Annotated in this window: 17 protein-coding genes; 9 read left to right on the top strand and 8 right to left on the bottom strand. The window is 70.5% G+C overall.

The window, feature by feature from the left end; translation table 11 throughout:
* Positions 1–1,419: a xylulokinase gene (gene xylB, locus NUH29_RS08735; RefSeq protein WP_258798698.1), complete on the bottom strand. Its 1,419-nt coding sequence runs from the start codon at positions 1,417–1,419 to the stop codon at positions 1–3.
* Positions 1,420–1,424: 5 nt separating this feature from the next.
* Entirely contained in the window at positions 1,425–2,618 is a 1,194-nt protein-coding gene (gene xylA / locus NUH29_RS08730; RefSeq protein ID WP_258798697.1) for a xylose isomerase, read from the bottom strand.
* Positions 2,619–2,752: 134 nt separating this feature from the next.
* Between xylA and NUH29_RS08725 the strand changes: the two genes are divergently transcribed.
* Positions 2,753–3,778: a LacI family DNA-binding transcriptional regulator gene (locus NUH29_RS08725; RefSeq protein WP_258798696.1), complete on the top strand. Its 1,026-nt coding sequence runs from the start codon at positions 2,753–2,755 to the stop codon at positions 3,776–3,778.
* Here NUH29_RS08725 and NUH29_RS08720 read toward each other — a convergent pair.
* The 5 genes from NUH29_RS08720 to NUH29_RS08700 are packed head-to-tail and all read right to left on the bottom strand — an operon-like array spanning position 3,765 to position 10,552.
* Positions 3,765–5,033, bottom strand: coding sequence for an endo-1,4-beta-xylanase (locus tag NUH29_RS08720; protein ID WP_258798695.1), 1,269 nt, complete (start codon positions 5,031–5,033; stop codon positions 3,765–3,767). The two genes, NUH29_RS08725 and NUH29_RS08720, sit on opposite strands and share 14 nt — an antisense overlap.
* The gene (locus NUH29_RS08715) at positions 5,034–7,382 is read right to left on the bottom strand and encodes a beta-xylosidase/alpha-l-arabinosidase (RefSeq protein ID WP_258798694.1); all 2,349 of its coding nucleotides are present in this window, start codon (positions 7,380–7,382) and stop codon (positions 5,034–5,036) included.
* Positions 7,383–7,384: 2 nt separating this feature from the next.
* Positions 7,385–8,248 carry a carbohydrate ABC transporter permease gene (locus NUH29_RS08710; protein ID WP_258798693.1) on the bottom strand — a complete coding sequence of 288 codons (864 nt, stop codon included), beginning with the start codon at positions 8,246–8,248 and terminating at the stop codon, positions 7,385–7,387.
* Between the two features lie 2 nt (positions 8,249–8,250).
* Positions 8,251–9,222: a carbohydrate ABC transporter permease gene (locus NUH29_RS08705; RefSeq protein WP_258798692.1), complete on the bottom strand. Its 972-nt coding sequence runs from the start codon at positions 9,220–9,222 to the stop codon at positions 8,251–8,253.
* A gap of 19 nt (positions 9,223–9,241) precedes the next feature.
* A complete protein-coding gene (locus tag NUH29_RS08700) occupies positions 9,242–10,552 on the bottom strand; it encodes an extracellular solute-binding protein (protein WP_258798691.1) in 1,311 nt (436 codons plus the stop codon).
* Positions 10,553–10,791: 239 nt separating this feature from the next.
* Between NUH29_RS08700 and NUH29_RS08695 the strand changes: the two genes are divergently transcribed.
* From NUH29_RS08695 to NUH29_RS08660, 8 genes are all read left to right on the top strand, one after another.
* The gene (locus NUH29_RS08695; RefSeq protein ID WP_258798690.1) at positions 10,792–11,910 is read left to right on the top strand and encodes an ROK family transcriptional regulator; all 1,119 of its coding nucleotides are present in this window, start codon (positions 10,792–10,794) and stop codon (positions 11,908–11,910) included.
* 67 nt (positions 11,911–11,977) lie between these two features.
* Positions 11,978–13,432 carry a GH1 family beta-glucosidase gene (locus NUH29_RS08690; RefSeq protein ID WP_258798688.1) on the top strand — a complete coding sequence of 485 codons (1,455 nt, stop codon included), beginning with the start codon at positions 11,978–11,980 and terminating at the stop codon, positions 13,430–13,432.
* A gap of 41 nt (positions 13,433–13,473) precedes the next feature.
* The gene (locus NUH29_RS08685) at positions 13,474–14,484 is read left to right on the top strand and encodes a LacI family DNA-binding transcriptional regulator (protein WP_258798686.1); all 1,011 of its coding nucleotides are present in this window, start codon (positions 13,474–13,476) and stop codon (positions 14,482–14,484) included.
* A gap of 249 nt (positions 14,485–14,733) precedes the next feature.
* Entirely contained in the window at positions 14,734–16,098 is a 1,365-nt protein-coding gene (locus tag NUH29_RS08680; RefSeq protein ID WP_258798684.1) for an ABC transporter substrate-binding protein, read from the top strand.
* A 69-nt stretch (positions 16,099–16,167) separates the two neighbouring features.
* Positions 16,168–17,097 carry a carbohydrate ABC transporter permease gene (locus NUH29_RS08675; RefSeq protein WP_258798683.1) on the top strand — a complete coding sequence of 310 codons (930 nt, stop codon included), beginning with the start codon at positions 16,168–16,170 and terminating at the stop codon, positions 17,095–17,097.
* Positions 17,094–17,993, top strand: a complete 900-nt coding sequence (locus NUH29_RS08670) for a carbohydrate ABC transporter permease (protein ID WP_258798682.1) — start codon at positions 17,094–17,096, stop codon at positions 17,991–17,993. Before NUH29_RS08675 ends, NUH29_RS08670 begins: the two co-directional genes overlap by 4 nt.
* Positions 17,990–19,507: an arabinosylfuranosidase ArfA gene (gene arfA, locus NUH29_RS08665; protein WP_258798681.1), complete on the top strand. Its 1,518-nt coding sequence runs from the start codon at positions 17,990–17,992 to the stop codon at positions 19,505–19,507. The genes NUH29_RS08670 and arfA overlap by 4 nt, the downstream gene beginning before the upstream one ends.
* Positions 19,504–20,508: an arabinan endo-1,5-alpha-L-arabinosidase gene (locus NUH29_RS08660; RefSeq protein ID WP_258798680.1), complete on the top strand. Its 1,005-nt coding sequence runs from the start codon at positions 19,504–19,506 to the stop codon at positions 20,506–20,508. The genes arfA and NUH29_RS08660 overlap by 4 nt, the downstream gene beginning before the upstream one ends.
* Positions 20,509–20,513: 5 nt before the next feature.
* Here NUH29_RS08660 and NUH29_RS08655 read toward each other — a convergent pair.
* On the bottom strand, positions 20,514–20,824 hold a 311-nt coding region (locus tag NUH29_RS08655; RefSeq protein WP_258798679.1), incomplete at its 5' end, for an HNH endonuclease signature motif containing protein.

Here is a 20,824-nt window from a genome sequence, read left to right as displayed (position 1 = left end):
CTACGCCCCCGCGCGGGCCGCGTACTGCTCGCGGATGAGCGGGACGGTCGCCGCGGTCGGGCGCGCGAGGGTCGCCGGGCGCCACTCGGGGCGGGCTCCCGTGAGCACCCACGCCGCCTGCACGGTGGCGCCGAGGGCGACGTACTCGCCGGGCTCGGGCACCTCGACCGGCGCGTCGAACACCTCGGCGGCGATGCGGGAGACCGCCGGGTTGGCGGCGGCGCCGCCGACCAGCAGCACCCGCGAGGCCGACACCCCGAGCCGGCGCACGGCGTCGAGGCCGTCGGCGAGCCCGCACAGCATCCCCTCGATCGCGGCACGCGCGAGGTTCTCGCGGGTCGTCGAGGCGAGGGTCATGCCGAACAGGGTCGCGGTGGCGTCGGGGAGGTTGGGGGTGCGCTCGCCCTCGAAGTAGGGCTGCAGCACGAGCCCGCCCGATCCGGGTTCCGCGGCGAGCGCGAGCTCGCCGAGCCCGGCGTGGTCGACGCCCAGCAGCGCGGCCGTGCGGTCGAGCACGCGCGCCGCGTTGAGGGTGGCGACGAGCGGCAGGAACAGGCCCGACGCGTCGGCGAACCCGGCGACCGTGCCTGTCTCGTCGGCGATCGGCGCATCCGTCACCGCGAAGACGGTGCCGCTCGTGCCGATCGACACGACGACGTCCCCGGACCGTGCACCCAGTCCGAGGGCCGCCGCCGCGTTGTCTCCCGCGCCGGGACCCACCACGATCCCGGCCGGGATGCCCTCCTGTTCGACGGTCTCGCCCATCGCCTCGCCCGGCCCGACGATGCGGGGGAGCGTGGCGTCGTGGCCGAGCGCCGCGATCAGCAGCTCGTGGTCGTGGCCGCCCGTCGCCGGGTCCCAGTAGCTGGTGCCGGACGCGTCGGAGCGGTCGGTCGCGAGCTCGGTCAGGTCCGGACCGAGCGGGCCCTCGTCGGCGGGCCCGTAGCCGCGCAACCGCCAGCTCAGCCAGTCGTGGGGCAGCGCGACGGCCGCGACCCGCGCCGCGTTCTCGGGCTCGGCATCCCGCAGCCAGCGCAGCTTGGTCGCGGTGAAGCTCGCGACCGGCACGCTGCCGGTGCGGCGGGCCAGCTCGGCCGCGCCGAACTCCGCGATCAGCTCGCGGGCGGCCCCGGCCGAGCGGGTGTCGTTCCAGAGCAGCGCGTCGCGGATGACCCGGCCGTCGGCGTCGAGCACCACCATGCCGTGCTGCTGGCCGCCCACCGAGATCGCCGCGACGTCGGCGAGCCCGCCGGCATCCGCGATGGCCGCCCGCAGGGCGTCCCACCACGCGGCGGGCGCCACCTCGGTGCCGTCCGGATGCGGCGCGCGCCCCGTGCGCACCACCGCGCCCGTGTCGGCGTCCCGCACGACGACCTTGCAGCTCTGGGTCGACGAGTCGACCCCCGCGACGTACGCCATCCGGGTCAGCGGGCGCCGAGCAGGTGCTCGGTGGCGAGCTGCTGCAGGCGCACGAAGCCGAAGCCCTTGGCGCCGAGGTACGACTCCGGCTCGAAGTCCTCCCACGCGCTGCGGTCGGCGACGAGGTCGTCGACGGTCTCGCCCTCGTTCAGCGTCGGGACCGAGAGCTCGAGCACCTTGGCCGCCTCGAGCGCCTCCTGCACCTCGGGGTCGGCGCGGAAGGCCGCGGCGCGCTCCTTGAGCAGCAGGTAGGTGCGGATGTTGGCCTTCGCCGAGTCCCACACGCCGGTCTCGTCCTCGGTGCGCGAGGGCTTGTAGTCGAAGTGGCGGGGGCCGTCGTACGCCGGTCCGCCGTTCGGGCCGCCGTTCTCGAGCAGGTCGACGAGTGCGAAGGCGTTGTGCAGGTCGCCGTGGCCGAACACGAGGTCCTGGTCGTACTTGATGCCGCGCTGGCCGTTGAGGTCGATGTGGAAGAGCTTGCCGTGGAACAGCGCCTGGGCGATGCCGGCCGCGAAGTTCAGGCCCGCCATCTGTTCGTGGCCGACCTCTGGGTTCAGGCCGACGAGCTCCGGGTGCTCGAGCTCGTTGATGAAGGCGAGCGCGTGCCCGACCGTCGGCAGCAGGATGTCGCCGCGCGGCTCGTTCGGCTTCGGCTCGATCGCGAAGCGGATGTCGTAGCCCTTGTCGAGCACGTACTGCCCGAGCAGGTCGACGGCCTCCTTGTAGCGCGAGAGGGCGGCGCGGATGTCCTTGGCCGAGTCGTACTCGGCCCCCTCGCGCCCACCCCACATGACGAAGGTCTTCGCGCCGAGCTCGGCGGCGAGGTCGAGCTGGCGCAGCACCTTGCGCAGCGCGTAGCGGCGCACCTGGCGGTCGTTGGAGGTGAAGCCGCCGTCCTTGAAGACGGGCGGGGAGAACAGGTTCGTGGTCGCCATCGGCACGATGAGGCCGGTGTCGGCGAGCGCACCCTTCAGACGGTCGATCTGGGTCTGGCGCTCGGCATCCGTGGAGCCGAAGGCGAACAGGTCGTCGTCGTGGAAGGTGAGCCCGTAGGCTCCGATCTCGGCGAGCTTCTCGACGGCGTGGACGACGTCGAGGGGCTTGCGGGTCGGGCCGCCGAAGGGGTCGGTGCCGTTGTAGCCGATGGTCCAGAGGCCGAAGCTGAACTTGTCGTCACGGGTGGGGGTGGGCGCGGTCATCGCGGGTGCTCCTCGTCGAGATAAAATGTTGCAGGCTCAAACATATACCATGAAGCCGGACACGCAAAGCGCCGATAGTTTCGCGAAAACCACGAATATCCCGGACTAGACTGACGCGATCGAAGGGAGGCTCGATGGCCCGCACCGCATCCGGCGAACGCGTCACACTCGCCCAGGTATCGGAGCAGGCGGGGGTCTCGCTGTCGACCATCTCGAAGGTGCTCAATGGTCGCCCCGACGTCTCCCCGGCCACCCGCGCGCGCGTCGAGGCGCTGCTCGCCGAGCACGGCTATCTGCGCCGGAAGGCGTCGTCCACGACCGCCACGGGGCTGATCGAGCTGGTGTTCCACGAGCTCGAGGCCGCCTGGTCGATGGAGATCATCCGCGGCGTCGAGGATGTCGCGAGCGCCCACGGGCTGAGCGTCGTGCTGACCGAGAGCGGCAGCAGGCACGCCCCGGCGCCCGACTGGATCGAGGGCGTGCTGCGCCGTCGCCCCGTCGGAGTCGTGCTGGTGTTCTCCGACCTGCCCACCGAGTACCGGGAGACGCTGCGCTCGCGCGCCATCCCGTTCGTGATCATCGACCCCGCGGGCGACCCCTCGCCGGAGGTCCCCTCGGTCGGCTCCGCCAACTGGTCGGGCGGTCTCATGGCCACCCGCCACCTCATCGAACTCGGCCACACGCGCATCGCCGCCATCACCGGCACCGACGACATGATGTGCTCTCACGCGCGCATCGACGGCTTCCGCTCGGCGATGACCTCCGCGGGTCTCGAGATCCGCCCCGACTGGATCCGCTTCGGCGACTTCCACACCTCGGGCGGCTACGAGCACGGGATGTCCCTGCTCGCGGGCGACGACCGGCCGACGGCGATCTTCGCCGGCTCCGACCTGCAGGCGCTCGGCGTGATGGAGGCGGTGCGCGAGCTGGGGCTGCGCGTTCCCGACGACCTCTCGCTCGTCGGCTACGACGACATCCCGCTCGCCAAGTGGGTGAGCCCGCGGCTGACGACCGTGCGCCAGCCCCTGCGTCGCATGGCCGAGGAGGCGACCCGGCTCGTGATCCGGATGACCGAGGCGCCGCTCGAGTCGGTACCCCGCATGGACCTCGCGACCAACCTCGTCGTGCGCGAGAGCACCGCCCGGCTCAGCGCAGCGTGAGCGGGGCGAGCGCCGCGTCGGTGCCGGGGCGCTCGATCGCGAACTCGGCCGCCCGCCCGCCGGCGACCACGCGGTAGTCGCCGAGCGTGCCGGAGACGCGGATGACGCCCTCGGCATCCGTGCGCATGCGGGTGGGGGAGAGCCACCACTCGCCGCGCACGAGCGATCGCAGGGCGTCGTGGGCCGGCTTGCGCGAGCCGTCGGCGCGGAGAAACCCTCCCGGCGCACCGAGCCAGGCACCGGCATCCGTGATGCCCCAGTAGGTGATCGACTGCACCGCCGGGTGCGCCCAGAGGGAGCGGTAGTGGCGCTCGAGCTCGTCGGCCTGTCGGGCCTCGCCCTCCGGCGTCGAGGGCCAGGACTCCGGCTGGTAGTCGTTGAGGTCGACGATGTCGGCGGGCATCAGCTCGCCCGAGAGCAGTGTGTTCTCGGTGAGGTGCAGCGGCAGCCCGTAGCGGGCGAAGCGGTCGACCATCGCGAGCATCGCCTCCTCGCCCCAGTAGCCCTGATGCATGTGGGTCTGCAGCCCGAGCGCGTCGATGCGCACCCCGTTCTCGAGCAGCCCCTCGATGAGGCACTCGTAGGCGCTCGACAGGTCGAAGTCGTTGAGCAGCAGGGTGGCGCCCGGATCGGTCTCCCGGGCCGCCGCGAACGCCTCGCGGATCAGCGGGATGCGGCCCTTCGCCCGCGCGACCCGCGAGATCGCGTTCGGCACGCCGTCCGGTTCGTTCTCGAAGACGGGCATGATGACGGCCTCGTTCACGACGTCCCAGGAGCCGATGAGCCCGCGGAAGTCGCCCACCTCGCGGCGGATGCGGTGAAGGGTCTCCTCCCACGCGGCATCGAGCGGCATGGCGTCCATCCACGGCGCCTTCACCGTGTGCCAGACGAGCGGGTGGCCCTTCAGTCGCACCCCGCGATCCGCGAACCAGCGCGCGGCGGTGCGGATGCGCTCGGTGCGCGGTTCGCCCCGCCGCGGCTCGAAGTCGCCGCGGTAGAACGGCAGCGTCGCGGTGTCGAACACCCCCAGCCAGTCCTCGGCGAGGGCGGCGGCATCCTCCTCCCCGTTCGCGTGGGGGATGAGCTCGAAGCCGGTCGAGCCGAAGCCGAAGGCGTGCCGGGTCTGCGCGACCTCCACCTCCCGCTCGGCGAGGGGAGACCCATCCGGGCCGGCGAGTCGGAGGACGAGCTCGCCGGCACGGTGGGGGTGATGGTCTCGAGACGCGTCGCCCTGCGGGCGGCGCTCCTCGACCACCTAGGCCACCTCCACCTCGGCGTGCAGCGGGCGCGTGTGATCGACCACTCGGGTCCCGCCGGTCAGTTCGACGGGGTGGCTGAACACGATGTCGCCCGCGGACCGTCCGACGCCGAGCACGAGCGCGCCGGGCTCGACGATGCGCGTGCCGTCGCGTCCGGTGAACGCCGCGAGCTCCGCGGGAACCCGGAAGGTCACCGTCGCCTCGTCCCCGGCGGCGAGGTCGACGCGCGCGTAGGAGACGAGCCGCTGCACGGGTCGCACGACGCTCGCCACGGGGTCGTGCAGGTACAGCTGCACGACCTCCGAGCCGTCGCGATCTCCCGTGTTCGCGATCCTGACCCGCACGTCGACGGTCTGCGAGAACAGCGCGCCCGAGACCCCGAGGTCGGTCCAGTCGAAGCTCGAGTACGAGAGCCCGTGCCCGAACCAGTAGGCGGGGGTCGGGTCGATGCTCGACACCCCGCTGCGACGCGCGAGCGGCGCGGCGAGGTAGCTCGACGGCTGCGCACCGGGCGTCGCGGGCACGCTGACCGGCAGTCGGCCGCCGGGGTTGACGCGGCCGCTCAGCACACCGGCGATCGCGCGCGTGCCCTCCTCGCCGAGGAAGAACGCCTCCAGGATCGCGCCGGCGCGCCCCGGTGCGTCGCCGAGCGCGTAGGGGCGGCCGGCGAGCAGCGTCACCACGGTCGGCGTGCCGGAGGCGAGCACCGCGTCGAGCAGCTGCTGCTGCGCGCCCGGCAGCTCGAGCGACTCCACGTCGCATCCCTCGCCGCTCGTGCCGCGCCCGAAGAGCCCCGCGCGGTCGCCGAGGGCGAGCACGACGACGTCGGCGTCCCGGGCCGCGGCGACCGCGGCCGGGATCTCGGCGGTCTCGCCGCCGTCGATGCTCGTGCCGCGCACGACGACCAGGTCGGCATCCGGGAACTCGGCGCGGATCGACTCCCGCAGGGTCGGCAGCTCGATCCCCGGCGCCACCTCCGGATGCTGCACCCCGACGTGGGCCGGGAAGGAGTAGCAGCCGAGCACGGCGTAGGCGTCCTCCGCGGTGGGGCCGATGATCGCGATCCGCTTCGGGTTCGCGAGCGGCAGCACGCCGTCGTTCTCGAGCAGCACGACGGCCCGCTCGGCGAGGCGCGCGGCGAGGCCGCGACTCTCGGCGGGGTCGAGGTCGATCGTGCCGCGCACCTCGTCGGGGGTCGAACCGACCTCGCGCAGCGCCTCCGGGACGGGCGACCATCCGGGGTCGAGCAGCCCGAGTCCGACCTTCTGCGCCAGCACCCGCCGGAGCGCGGTGTCGATCACCGCCTCGTCGAGACGGCCGGCGCGCACCTCCTCCGCGAGGGGGGCGCCGTAGCCGCGCACGGTCGGCAGCTCGACATCGATCCCCGCGGTGAGCGCGGCGGCGGCGGCACCGCCCCAGTCGCCCTCGGCGACCACGCCGTGCAGGCTCGCGAGGAACCCGACCGCGAAGTAGTCGGCCACCACGGTGCCCGAGAAGCCCCAGCGCTCGCGCAGCAGTTCGGTGAGGATGCTGCGGTCGGCCGCCGTCGGCACCCCGTCGAGGTCGGTGTAGGCGTTCATCACCGAGCGCACGCCGCTCTCGCGGATCGCCATCTCGAACGGGGGGAGCAGCACGTCGGCCAGCTCGCGCGGCCCGACGGAGACCGGTGCGAGGTTGCGCCCCGCCTTCGAGGCCGAGTAGCCGACGAAGTGCTTGAGGGTCGCGATCACGCCGGCCCGCTCGAGGCCCTGCACGTAGGCGGTCGCGATCGTGCCGACGAGGTAGGGGTCCTCGCCGATGGTCTCCTCGACGCGGCCCCAGCGCGCATCCCGCACCACGTCGAGCACGGGGGCGAGTCCCTGGTGCACTCCCAGCGAGCGCATGTCGGCACCGATCCGGCCCGCCATCTCGCGCACGAGGTCCGGGTCGAAGCTCGCCCCCCACGACAGCGGCACCGGGTAGGCCGTCGCGCCCCAGGTGGCGAATCCGGCGAGGCACTCCTCGTGCGCGATCGCGGGGATGCCGAAGCGGTTCGTGGCGGCGATCCGCTCCTGGGTGCGCTGCAGCGAGAGCGCACCCAGGGCGGGATCCACGGGCGCGGTCCCGAAGGGCCGCGTCAGCTGGCCGATGCCCGTCGGCAGCAGCGTGTCGAGATCGACGTCGTCGATCATGTCGTTCTGGTGCGGGGCCACCTCGCCGCCGTCCGACGACGCCCCGACCCAGATGCCGTACAGCTGGGCGAGCTTCTCCTCGAGCGACATCTCGGCGACGAGCGCCTCGACGCGCGCGTCGGCGGATCTGGAGGTGTCGCGCCAGACGGGCACGACACCGACCTCGATCGCCATCGCTACCCCTTCACCGCGCCGGTCAGGCCGCTCACGATGCGTCCCTGCGCGAGCGTGAAGAACACGAGAGCGGGGATCATCGAGATGGTCGTGAAGGCCATGACCTTCGCCGTGTCGGACGAGAACTGGGTCGCGAACGCCTGGGTGCCGAGCGGCAGGGTCGAGTGCGACGGGTCGCCCAGGATGAGCAGCGGCAGCAGGTAGGCGTTCCAGGAGGCGACGAAGGCGAGCACGCCGACCGTCACGAGACCCGGTCCGGCGAGCGGCAGCACGATCCGCCAGAAGAAGCCGAAGCGGCCGGCTCCGTCGATCGTCGCCGCATCCTCCAGCTCCGCGGGGATGGCCCGCAGGAACGGCACCAGGATGATGATCGTGGTGGGCAGCGCGAACGCCACCTGGGGGATGATGATGCCCCACAGGTTGCCGAGCAGGCCGAGCCCCTTGATCATCGTGAACAGCGGCACGACGGCCACGGTGAGCGGGAACAGCAGCCCGGCCGTGAACAGCGTGAACAGCGCGTCGCGACCCCGGAAGCTGTAGCGCGCGATGACGAACGCCGCCATGACCCCGAGCACGATCACGCCACCGGTGGTGAAGCCGGCCGCGATGGTCGAGTTCACGAGCTGCACCCAGAAGTTCTCCGAGGTGAGCACGGTGAGGTAGTTCGTGATGACCCACGGGTCGGGCCAGGCGGACGGGTCCTCGTTGATCTGCCCCGTCGTCCGGAAACCTCCGATGATGAGGTACACGACCGGCGCGATCGTCACCGCGATCGCGACGAGCGCGACGAAGTAGACGGCCGGCTGGCCCCAGTCGAACTTGCGGCCGGCGTGCTGGCCGACGGTCGGGATGGTCGTCGTGGTCATGGTCAGGCCCCCCGCCCGACGGCGCCTTCGAAGTCGCGCCGCAGCACGTGACGCTGGTAGAGCAGCGCGAAGACGAGAGAGATCAGGAACAGGATGACGGCGACCGCGGAGCCGAAGCCCAGCTGCGAGCGCTGGAATCCGTACTGCATCATGTAGGTCGCCATGGTGACGGTCGCGTTGACCGGTCCGCCGCCGGTGAGCACCCAGACCATGTCGAAGAGCTGCAGCGATCCGATCATCGACAGGAACGCCCAGATGCGGATGGTGGGCCCGAGCAGCGGGATCGTGATGTGCCGCTGGATCTGCCACCAGCTGGCGCCGTCGATCGATGCGGCCTCGAACAGCTCGTCGGGCACCCCCTGGAGGCCCGCGAGCATGAGCAGGATCGCGAAGCCGAGGTACTTCCAGCTGAGCACGAAGAACAGCGTCCAGAACACGACGTTCTGATCGGCCAGCCAGAGCTGCTTCAGCCCGCCGAGCCCGATGGACTCGAGGAAGGCGTCGAACGGGCCGTTCGGCTGCAGGATCAGCTTGAAGGCCAGGGCCGCCACGACCTCGCTGAGGACGTACGGCACGAAGATCAGGGTGCGGATGAGGGTGCGCCCCCGCAGCGGGCGGTTGAGCAGCAGGGCCACGCCGATGGCGACGGGACCCTGGATGAGCAGGGAGAGGACGACGATCGCGAGGTTGTTGCCGATCGCCTTCAGGAACGTCGGGTCGGTGAGGGCGCGCACGTAGTTGTCGATGCCGATGAAGCGATCGAGCGGGCCCAGGCCGTTCCAGTTGAAGAAGCTGTACACCGCGGCGAGCACGACGGGCACGATGACGAAGGTCACGTAGACGACGAGGGCGGGGGCCGCGAAGCCCCAGATCATCGCCACCGACTTGACGTCGAACCGCCTCTTGCGCGGGCGGGGACGGACCGGGTCCGCGGCGTGAACCGCGGACCCGGCCGTGATGGTGCTGGTGGACATCAGTTCCCTTGCGTCGGTACTACAGCGTCGCCGCTGCGTCCTGCATGGCCTTCACGATGTCCTCCGGGCTGCCCTGTCCTCCGAAGAGGGCGACGATGCCGTCGTTCATCGCACCGCCGACGGTCGCGCCGTAGGAGGTGTCGAGCCAGAGCTGCACGTAGGACGCCGACTGCAGACCGGCGAGAACCTGCTGCAGGTTCGGGTCGGTGATGCTCGACGCGGCGGCGGGCAGCACCGGGATGCCGGCGCCGATCTCGCCGAAGCGCGACTGCACGCTCTCGGAGTCGATGTACTCGAGCAGCTCGACGCACTCCTTGGGAGCCCAGGTCGCGCAGGCGAAGCCGTCGCCGCCGCCGAGGGCGGCGGTCGGGTCACCGTCGGTGCCGGGGATGCCGGGGAAGTTGAACCAGCCGAGGAAGCTCGGCGGGGTCGCGTCGGCCTGGCCGGTGTCGTCCTTGAGGATGCCGCCCATCACACCCGGGTCCCAGTGGCCCATGAGCTCCATGGCCGCCTTGCCGGTGGCCAGCATGCCCGCCGAGGATCCGGCGCCCTGCTGAGCGGAGGTCGCGAGGAAGCCGTCCTGGAACGGGTTGGTCGCGATGAACTCCTGCAGGAGGTCGCCCGCCTTGATGAAGCAGGGGTCGCTGAAGTCGAGCTGCGACTGCGCCTTCTTGAGCACGTCGGGCGAGCAGGACTTGAGGGCGAAGTTGTACCAGTAGTGCGCGGCGGGCCACTTGTCGCCCGCGCCCACGGCGATCGGCACGATGCCGGCGTCCTTGAGCTTGGTGACGTCCTCGTTCAGCTCGTCGAGCGTGGTCGGCGGGGCGTCGATGCCCGCCTGGGCGAAGAGGTCCTTGTTGTACCAGAAGCCCTCGATGCCGTACTGGAAGGGGAGACCGTAGGTCTTGCCGTCGACCTGCCATCCGGAGACGACCGGGCCGACCGCGTCGATGGTGTCGGCGGCCGAGTCGGAGATGTCCATGACGTAGCCCGCGGCGACCTGGTCCTTGATCTCGCCGCCGCCCCATGCCTGGAACAGGTCGACCCCGCTGCCGGAGCGCAGGGCGTTGGGGATGAGGGTGCGCTGCAGCTCCTCGTTCTGGTAGCCCTCGACCTTGACCGTCACGTTGGGGTGGTCGGCCTCGAACTCCGTGGCGACGTCCTCCCACAGTCCCTTGAGGGGGTCGGAGGTGGCGTTGTGCCACCAGGTGATGGTGACCTTCCCGTCACCGCCGCTGTCTCCCCCCGTGGAACAGGCGGTGAGACCGCCGACGGCCAGGGCGGTCGCAGCGGCGACGGCCCCGACCCGAGTGATCCGGGCTTTGTTCATCTTCGAACACCTCTCGAAAGTTTCGACAACTACGTCGAAAGTGGTTGGGATGCGGCGATCATACGCAGGGGCGACAATTGCCGTCAATAACAACAAAATAACCTTTCGGTCCCGGATCCTCCCCCGTCCGGGGGGCGTCCCGGGCCGCGGAGGGGGTCATCCGGGGACGCGCTAATCTGTGCGACGTGGCAGCACTCGGGGACACCGTGGACTCGGTCCGGCGTCGAAATCTTTCGACGGTGCTCGAGCTCGTCCACCGGGGCGGAGGCCCCTCCCGCGCCGACCTGACCGCCCTCACCGGCCTCAACCGCTCGACGATCGGGGCGCTCGTCGCCGAGCTCGTCGAGCTCGGGCTCGTGCAGGAGACCGACCCCTCCGCGACCAACCGGGTCGGGCGGCCGTCCCGGCGCGTGCTGCCCGATCCGCGCCCCGCCATCATCGCCGTCAACCCCGAGATCGACGCCGTGACGATCGCGCTCGTCGGCCTCGGGGGCCAGGTCGACCATCGGGTGCGGCGCGAACTCGACCATGCGCCCACGCCGGAGGAGGCCGCGGCGGTCGTCGGCGAGGTCGTGGAGGAGCTGCGCGACGGCCCCGCGCGCGAGCGCCGTCTCGTCGCCACGGGGCTCGCCGTGCCCGGCCTCGTGCGCGCCGAGGACGGCATGGTGCGCTGGGCGCCCCATCTTGGATGGCGCGACGTGCCGTTCGCGCGCCTCGTGGAGTCGGTCGTCGAGCTGCCGACCGTCGCCGACAACGACGCCACGCTCGGCGCGCTCGCGGAACGGCTGTTCGGCGTGGGCCGCGGGGTCGAGCAGCTCGTCTACCTCAACGGCGGCGCGAGCGGCATCGGCGGCGGGGTCATCGTGAACGGGCAGCCGTATCGCGGCGCGCACGGCTACGCCGGCGAGTTCGGTCACAACCGCCCCCGCCTCGACGACCCGGCCCATCGGGCGACCGTCGGCGGCACGCTCGAAGAGGAGGTGAGCCGCGCGAGGCTGCTCGCGATCCTCGGCTGGTCCACCGCCGACGAGCCCGAGCTCGAGGCGGCGGTGCTCGCCTCGGCCGACCCGGCGCTGCGCGCCGAGCTGACCCGTCAGCAGATCGTGCTGGGCGGCGCGCTCGGCAACGCCATCAACGTGCTCGGTCCCGAGCTCGTGGTGCTGGGCGGCTTCCTCGCCACCCTGCTCGCCTGGGATGCGCCCGCGCTCGAGGCCGCCGTCGCCGCGCGCACGCTCCCGGTCGCGTGGGAGGGCACCCGCATCCGCGCCGCCGCCCTCGGCCGCGACCGCCTGCTCATCGGCGCCGCCGAGCTGGCCTTCGGCCGCATCCTCGGCGACCCCGCCTCCTTCGCCGCCTGACGGGAGACGCCATCCCACCCCCGCGAAGCGGCTCGCGCCGATGGGCCGGGTGCGGGAGACTGGACAGATGCCCCCCGCAACCGGTTCCACAGACTTCCGCGACAGCGGCCTCGAGTTCGCCCCCGACTTCGTGATCGGTTCGGCGACGGCGTCGTACCAGATCGAGGGCGCCGCCCGGGAGGACGGCCGCGGCCCGTCGATCTGGGACACCTTCAGCCACACGCCGGGCAGGGTCTGGAACGGCGACACGGGTGACGTGGCCGACGACCACTACCACCGCTGGGAGTCCGACCTCGACCTGATGGCCGAGCTGGGGCTGCAGGCGTACCGCTTCTCGATCGCGTGGCCGCGCATCCAGCCGACCGGCTCCGGTGCCGTCAACCCCGCGGGCATCGCGTTCTACTCGCGGCTGGTGGACGGCCTGCTCCAGCGCGGCATCCGCCCGATCGCGACGCTCTACCACTGGGACCTCCCGCAGACCCTCGAGGACGCCGGCGGCTGGCCCGCGCGCGACACCGCCCTGCGGTTCGCCGAGTACGCGGCCCGCACCGCCGAGGCGCTCGGCGACCGCGTGCACACCTGGACGACGCTCAACGAACCGTGGTGCTCGGCCTATCTCGGCTACGGCTCCGGAGCCCACGCCCCCGGGCGCACCGACGGCGCGGCGGCGCTCGCGGCGGTGCACCACCTGAACCTCGGCCACGGTCTCGCCGTGCAGGAGATCCGGCGCGCGGCGACGAACGATCCGGAGCTCTCGGTCACCCTCAACCTGCACGTGATCCGCGGCGACCACTCGACCTCTCCCGAGGCGAAGCGCCGCATCGACGCGCTCGCGAACCGGGCCTTCACCCATCCGATGCTGAAGGGGGAGTACCCCGCCGACCTCCTCGAGGACACCGCCGCGGTCACCGACTGGGCGTTCGTGAAGGGCGGGGATCTCGCCGACATCCGCCAGCCGATCGACGTGCTCGGCGTCAACTACTACTCGACCGTGACGGTCAAGATGTGGGACGGCGTGGGGCCGAAGGCCAACAACGACGGCCACAAGGACGTCGGCGGCTCGCCGTGGCCGGGCAGCTCGGATGTGGTCGAGTTCCTGCCGCAGGAGGGCCCGTTCACGGAGATGGGGTGGAACATCGCGCCCGACGGCCTCGAGGAGCTGCTGCTGTCGCTGAAGGACGAGTTCCCGGACCAGCCGCTCATGATCACCGAGAACGGCGCCGCGTTCCCCGACCGGGTGACGATGACGGATGCCGGTCCGCGCGTGCACGACGACGACCGGGTCGACTACCTGAACCGACACTTCACGGCCGCGCATCGCGCGATGCAGCAGGGCGTCGACCTGCGCGGCTACCAGGTGTGGTCGCTCATGGACAACTTCGAGTGGGGCTACGGCTACTCGAAGCGCTTCGGCATCGTGCGGGTCGACTACGAGACCCAGGAGCGCATCCTGAAGGATTCGGCGCTCTGGGTGAAGGAGCTGCTCGAGACGCGGCGCACCCCCGGCTCGCCCGAGCGCTGAGCCGCGCCGGGCCCGCGCTGCAACGTTGTAGAGTGACGCGCGTGGCGGCCACTCTGCACGATGTCGCGAGGCTCGCCGGGGTCTCGATCAAGACCGTGTCGAACGTCATCAACGACTACCCGCACATCCGCCCCGCCACGCGCGAGAAGGTCGAGCAGGCGATCGCCGAGCTCGGCTACCAGCCGAATCTCTCGGCCCGCAGCCTCCGCTCCGGCCGCACCGGGGTGATCGCCCTCGCCCTGCCGGAGCTCGGGCTCAGCTACTTCGCCGAGCTCGCGGATGCGGTGATCCGGGAGGCGGAGAGGCGCGGGCTGACCGTCACCATCGAGCACACCGGCGGCGACCGCGACCGGGAGCTCGAGGTGCTGCGGAGCCCCCGCCGCAAGCTCAGCGACGGGCTCATCTTCAGCCCGCTCGGGATGAGCCAGGAGGACGTCGGACTGACGGGAGTCGGCTACCCGCTGGTGCTGCTCGGCGAGCGCATCTTCGGCGGGACCGCCGACCACGTCACGATGCAGAACGTCGACGCGGCCCGCGCCGCGACCGAGTACCTGATCGGTCTCGGGCGCCGCCGCATCGCCGTCGTCGGCGCCCACGAGGGCGAGGTGATCGGCTCGGCCGGCCTGCGCCTGCGGGGCTACCGGGAGGCGCTCGACGCGGCGGGCATCCCGTTCGACCCGGCGCTGCTCGGCTACACGGCGCTCTGGCATCGGGCGAACGGCGCCACGAGCATGCGCGAGCTGCTCCGGAGCGGCGTGCGGTTCGACGCGGTGTTCGGGCTCAACGACACGCTCGCCCTCGGCGCCATGCGTGTGCTGCAGGAGGCGGGGCTGCGAGTACCCGACGACGTCGCCGTGATCGGCTTCGACGACCTCGACGAGGCGCAGTACTCGCTGCCCAGCCTGACCACGATCGACCCCGGTCGCGAGCAGATCGCGCGAACGGCGGTGGACGTGCTGATGCAGCGAGTGGCCTCGCACGACGCCACGCCGGCGCGCGAGGTGTACGCCGATTTCCGCATCGTCGAGCGCGAGTCCACCGGCCCCGCCTGACCTCGTCGCTGCCGTGCAAGCCGCGACCGACCGGCGGGTATTGACAACGTGAACGTCCGTGGGCATGATTCTCTACAACGTTTACTTTCTAACGTTGTAAATCGACCGGATGGACCGGGAGAACGGATCGAGGGAGATTCGCGAGGAGGCGCAGACGCCTCACGCCGAGTCCGACCCGCCGCTTCACCGGACCGCTTCGGGTGCATGACAAAGAAGTCCCACAACACCTTCCGAAGGGATCCCACCACAGTGAACAAGAAGCTCGCACTGGCCGCCGTGTCGGCCGTCGCGATCACCTCGCTCCTCTCCGCCTGCTCGGCGGACGGGGGCTCCGGCGGGGGCGGCGGCGGTGCCGACACCTCCAGCTGCACCAACACCATCACCAAGACCGACCTCCCCGTCGTGTCGGTGTGGGGCTGGTACCCCAACATGGACAAGGTCATCGACAACTTCAACGCCGGCAACGACGAGGTCCAGGCGTGCTGGACGAACGTCGGGCAGGGCAACGACGAGTACGACAAGTTCCAGACCGCCATCTCGGCCGGAACCGGCGCGCCCGACGTGATCATGCTCGAGGCCGACCGCATCTCGAACTACGTCGTGCAGAACGCGCTCGTCGACATCTCGGGCTACGGCTACGACGACGTGAAGGGCGACTTCAGCGAGGGTGCCTGGAAGGACGTCTCGGTCGGCGACGCCGTCTTCGGCGCCCCGGTCGACGGCGGGCCGATGGGTCTCATCTACCGCAGCGACGTCTTCGCGCAGTACGGGATCACGACCCCGCCCACCACGTGGGACGAGTACATGGCCGACGCGCAGAAGGTGAAGGACGCCGGCGGCCCGCTGTTCGGCGACCTCGGCGCCAACGTGCCCGCCGTCTTCATGGCCCTCACCATCCAGGCCGGCGCGAAGCCGTTCACCTACGACCCCGCCACACCGGAGGACATCGGGATCAAGGTCAACGACGACGCGTCGAAGAAGGTGCTCGACTACTGGGCCGAGCTCGTCTCGAAGGGCCTCGTGGGCACGCAGGACCAGTTCACCCCCGAGTACATCTCGGGCATGGTCGGCGGCGACTACGCGACCTACGTGTCGGCGGCCTGGGCGCCCGGCTACCTGACCGGTGCCGGCGTCGGTTCGGGCGACGACTCGGGCAAGTTCTCGGTCGCCCCGCTTCCGCAGTGGGACACCGCGAACCCGGTGGCCGTGAACTGGGGCGGATCGGCGTTCTCGGTGACGGCGCAGTCGTCGCAGCCCGAGAACGCGGCCAAGGTCGCGTTCGGCCTGTACGCCGACGACGCCTCGCTCAAGGACGGCTGGGAGAACCAGATCATCTTCCCGCTCAACAAGAACGTGCTCACCTCCGACGAGTTCGTGAACGCCCAGGTTGGCTTCTTCAACGGCCAGCAGGCCAACAAGGAGGTGTACGTGCCCGCCGCGGACGCGTACAAGGGCTTCACCTACAGCCCGTTCGCGTCGTACTACTACGCATCGTTCACCGAGGCGCTCGCCGCCATCAACAACGGTGAGAAGACCGGCTCCGAGGCCGCCGACGAGCTGCAGCAGAAGCTCGTCGACTACGCCACCGAGCAGGGCTTCACCGTCACCGAGTAATACGACCGGTCCGGGTCGGCCGCACACCTCGCGGTCGACCCGGACCCCCACTCCCGCAAGGATCTCCGCATGACCTCCACGACACTCGCGCAGCCGCGGCCGCGCGCGGGCATCGCCACGGCACGGCGACGTCACACCCTCGTCGGCTGGGCCTTCGTCGCACCGTTCGCGATCGTCTTCGTCGTCTTCCTCATCGCCCCGCTGGCATACGCCTTCTACCTGTCGCTGTTCCGCAAGGCGCTCATCGGCGGCACCCAGTTCGTCTGGTTCGAGAACTACCTGAAGGCCTTCACCGACGAGCACTTCCTGTCGGGCGTCTGGTTCGTGCTGACCTTCTCGGTCGTGCTGATCCCGGTGCAGATGCTCGTCTCGCTGGCCATCGCCCTGATCCTCGACGTCGTGACCACCCGGTTCGCCCGGTTCTCGCGGCTCATGATCTTCCTGCCGTACGCCATCCCGGTCGTCATCGGCGCCCTCATGTGGGGCTTCCTCTACAGCAAGAACTTCGGGCCGCTCGGCGAGCTGTTCGGCCTCTTCGGCGCGAACGCGCCTGACTTCCTGAGCCCCCAGCTCATCTTCTTCGGCCTGCTCAACGTGGTCACCTGGCAGTGGGCCGGCTACTACATGATCATCCTGTACGCGGCGCTGCAGGGCATCGACCCCTCCATCTACGAGGCCGCCCGCATCGACGGGGCGAACAACTGGCAGATCGCCGTGCGCATCAAGGTGCCGATGATCACGAACTCGCTCGTGCTCATCCTGGTGTTCGCGCTCATCGGAACGCTGCAGTTCTTCAACGAGCCGATGATGCTGAAGTTCCTCGCGGCCGGCACGATCGGCCCCGACTTCACGCCGAACATGTACGCCTACCAGCAGGCGTTCGCGCTCGCGAACTTCAACTACGGCTCGGCGATCTCGTTCGCCCTCGGCATCGTGGTGTTCATCTGCGTGTACATCTTCATGCTCGCGACGCGGAAGCGCGGGGGGTTCCTCGGATGAGCACCCACACCGAGCTGATCACCACCCACGGCCGTCCGCAGCGCCGGCCGGGACGGCGCTTCATCGGGGCGCAGCTGGTCCTCGGCCTCCTGCTGGTCTACTTCCTGGTGCCGTTCTACTGGATCGTCATCAACTCGTCGAAGGATGCCGCGGGGCTGTTCGGCGGCGGGAGCGCGCTGTGGTTCGCCGACTCGATCGACTACCTCGGCAACCTGCAGACGCTGTTCACGTACAACGGCGGCATCTACCTGCAGTGGATCGGCAACTCCGCCTTCTACGCCCTCACCGGCGGTGTCGGCGCCACGATCCTCTGCGTGCTCGCGGGGTACGGCTTCGCGAAGTACCGCTTCCGCGGTCGCACCTTCACCTTCTCCCTGCTGCTCGGCGCCGTGATGGTGCCGCTCACGGCCCTCGTGATCCCGACCTTCATCATGCTGTCGCAGCTGAACCTGACCAACACGGTCTGGTCGGTGATCCTGCCGTCGCTGCTGAACCCGTTCGGGGTCTACCTGATGACGGTGTTCGCCCGCGATGCGGTGCCCGACGAGCTGCTCGACGCGGCCCGGGTCGACGGGGCGGGCGAGCTGCGCACCTTCGTGCAGGTGGCCCTGCCGCTCATGCGTCCGGCGATCGTCACGGTGCTGCTGCTGTCGATCGTCGCCACCTGGAACAACTTCTTCCTGCCGCTCGCCATGCTGCAGAACAACCGGCTGTTCCCGGTGACCGTCGGCATCAACCAGTGGCAGAGTCTCGCCGCCGCCAACAACGGCGGAGGCACCTCGCTCTGGAGTCTCATCATCATCGGCTCGCTCGTCTCGATCGTGCCGCTCGTCATCGCGTTCCTCTCCCTGCAGCGGTATTGGCAGGGCGGACTCTCCATGGGAAGCCTCAAGTGATCTCTGCACACCTCACCGTCGACCCCCACTTCCGGATCGGTGCCATCGACCGGCGGCTGTTCGGCGGCTTCGTCGAGCACCTAGGCCGGCACGTCTACGACGGGATCTACGAGCCCGGGCACCCGAGCGCGGATGCCGACGGCTTCCGTCAGGACGTCGTGGCGCTCGTGAAGGAGCTCGGCGTCTCGACGATCCGCTACCCGGGCGGCAACTTCGTCTCGGGGTTCCGCTGGGAGGACTCGGTCGGGCCCCGGGCCGAGCGTCCGCGTCGTCTCGATCTGGCCTGGCACTCGACCGAGACCAACGAGGTGGGGCTGCACGAGTTCCAGACCTGGCTCGAGCAGGTCGGCTCGGAGCTCATGCTCGCCGTCAACCTCGGAACCCGGGGGGTCGCCGAGGCGCTGGACCTGCTCGAGTACACCAACATCCGCGGCGGCACCGCCCTCAGCGAGAGCCGACGCGCGAACGGCCGGGACCTGCCGTTCGACGTGCGGATGTGGTGCCTCGGCAACGAGATGGACGGCCCGTGGCAGCTCGGCCACCGTTCGGCCGACGACTACGGCAAGCTCGCCACCCAGACGGCCAAGGCGATGCGGCAGCTCGACCCCGAGCTGCAGCTCGTCGTGTGCGGGTCGTCGTCGCGCGCGATGCCGACCTTCGGAGAGTGGGAGCGGGTGGTGCTGACCCACGCCTACGACGATGTCGACTACATCTCGTGCCACGCCTACTACGAGGAGAAGGCCGGCGACCGCGCGAGCTTCCTGGCATCCGGGGTCGACATGGACCGCTTCATCGAGGAGGTCGTCGCGACGGCCGACCACGTGAAGGCGGTGCGCGGCAGCGACAAGACGATCGACATCTCGTTCGACGAGTGGAACGTCTGGTACATCGAGCGCTATCACGGGGTCGACAAGGTCACGGGGATCGACAACTGGCCGATCGCGCCGCGCATCCTCGAGGACCACTACTCGGTGCTCGACGCGGTGGTGTTCGGCAGTCTCATGATCTCGCTGCTGAAGCACGCCGACCGGGTGACGAGCGCTTCGCTCGCACAGCTCGTGAACGTGATCGCGCCGATCATGACCGAGCCGGGTGGGCCTGCGTGGCGGCAGACCACGTTCTTCCCGTTCGCGACGACGTCGCGACTCGCGCGGGGCGCCGCGCTGCAGTTGAAGCTCGAGGCGCCGCTCTACGACACGGCGCAGTACGGTGCGGTGCCGGTGGTCGACTCGGTCGCCACCCACGACGACGCGAGCGGGGCATCCGCGGTGTTCCTCGTGAACCGTTCGCAGGATGAGTCGGTCACGATGACGGTCGACCTCGCGACGCTCGGTGCGGTGCGTCTGGTCGCAGCCGAGACGCTGTCGGATGACGAGCTCGACGTGGCGAACACTCTCGACGATCCGGAGCGCGTGGCACTGCACCCGAACACCTCGGCGAGGATCGTCGACGGTGTGCTGACGGTGGAGTTGCCGCCGGTGTCGTGGACGGCGATCGAGCTCGCCGGCGCGTGACCGCGCGGCTGCTCGGCCCCGTCGTTGTGGCGGCGCTCATGCTGACGGGGTGCAGCCCGATCCAGCCGACGCCGCCGTCGGATCTGGCGGGCGACGTGCGGGTGCACGATCCGGCGCTGGTCGCCGGCGCGGGCGACGAGCCCTGGTTCGTGTATTCGACGGGTGACCCGCTGCTCGACGGCGGCGAGCTGCAGGTGAGGCGTTCGGACGATGGGGGTGTCACCTGGCGTCGTGTCGGTTCGGTGTGGCCGACGGGTGGGCGTCCGGCGTGGATCGCCGAGGAGGTGCCCGGTGTGACGAACCTGTGGGCCCCGGAGCTGCATGAGCACGACGGCACGTGGTACCTCTACTACGCGGCGTCGACATTCGGATCGAACCACTCGGCGATCGGCCTCGCGACCGCGACCACGCTCGATCCCGACGATCCGGCCTACGGCTGGACCGATCGGGGGCCGGTGCTGGTGTCCGAGAAGACCGACGACGTCAACGCGATCGACCCGGCCGTGATCGACGACGCCGAGGGGCGACCGTGGCTGGCGTTCGGCTCGTTCTGGAGCGGCATCCGGATGCTGCCGTTGAGCTGGCCGGGCGGCCTGCTCGCGGAGGGTGCGTCCCTCGACGACGCGGTGTTGCTCGCCGGTGGGCGCGGCGGCCCGAACGCGATCGAGGCGCCGTCGATCACGCGGCACGGAGACGCCTTCTGGCTGTTCGCGTCGATCGGGGCCTGCTGTCGCGGGGTGGACTCCACCTACCAGGTGATCGTGGGTCGGGCGGATGAGGTGACCGGGCCGTATCTCGATGCGGACGGGGTGCCGCTCGCGTCGGGCGGTGGCACGGTCGTGCTCACCACCGAGGGTGATCGCATCGGGCCGGGAGGCGAGTCGGTGTCGGGCGAGTTGCTCGGCTTCCACTTCTACGACGGGGCGAATGCGGGCCTTCCGGCGCTCGCGATCGAGCCGCTGCGCTGGGGCACCGACGGCTGGCCGTCGGTGGGGGAGTAGCCGCATCACCCGGTGAGGAGTCGCTCGAGTGCGGGGCTGCGGGAGGGCAGGGGCATGTGCCGGAGGATCCCGTCGGGGTCGGGTTTCTCGAGCAGGTAGTCGCCGTCGCGGCGTCGGATGCGCCACCGGTTGTTGTGGATGTTGAGGTGGCAGAACCGGCACAGCAGCACCCCACTGTCGATGTCGGTGCGGCCTGCGTGTTCGTCCCAGTGGTCGATGTGGTGTGCTTCGCACCAGGACGGTGGTCTGCCGCACATCAGGCACCCGCCATCCCGGGCGGCCATCGCGGTCCGTTGCTTCTCGGTGAACAGTCGCT

It is taken from the genome of Protaetiibacter mangrovi (assembly GCF_024752305.1).
GTDB lineage: Bacteria > Actinomycetota > Actinomycetes > Actinomycetales > Microbacteriaceae > Homoserinibacter > Homoserinibacter mangrovi.
The sequence above is the reverse complement of the archived record's forward strand: the minus strand, read 5'-3'. Positions and strand labels throughout refer to the sequence as shown.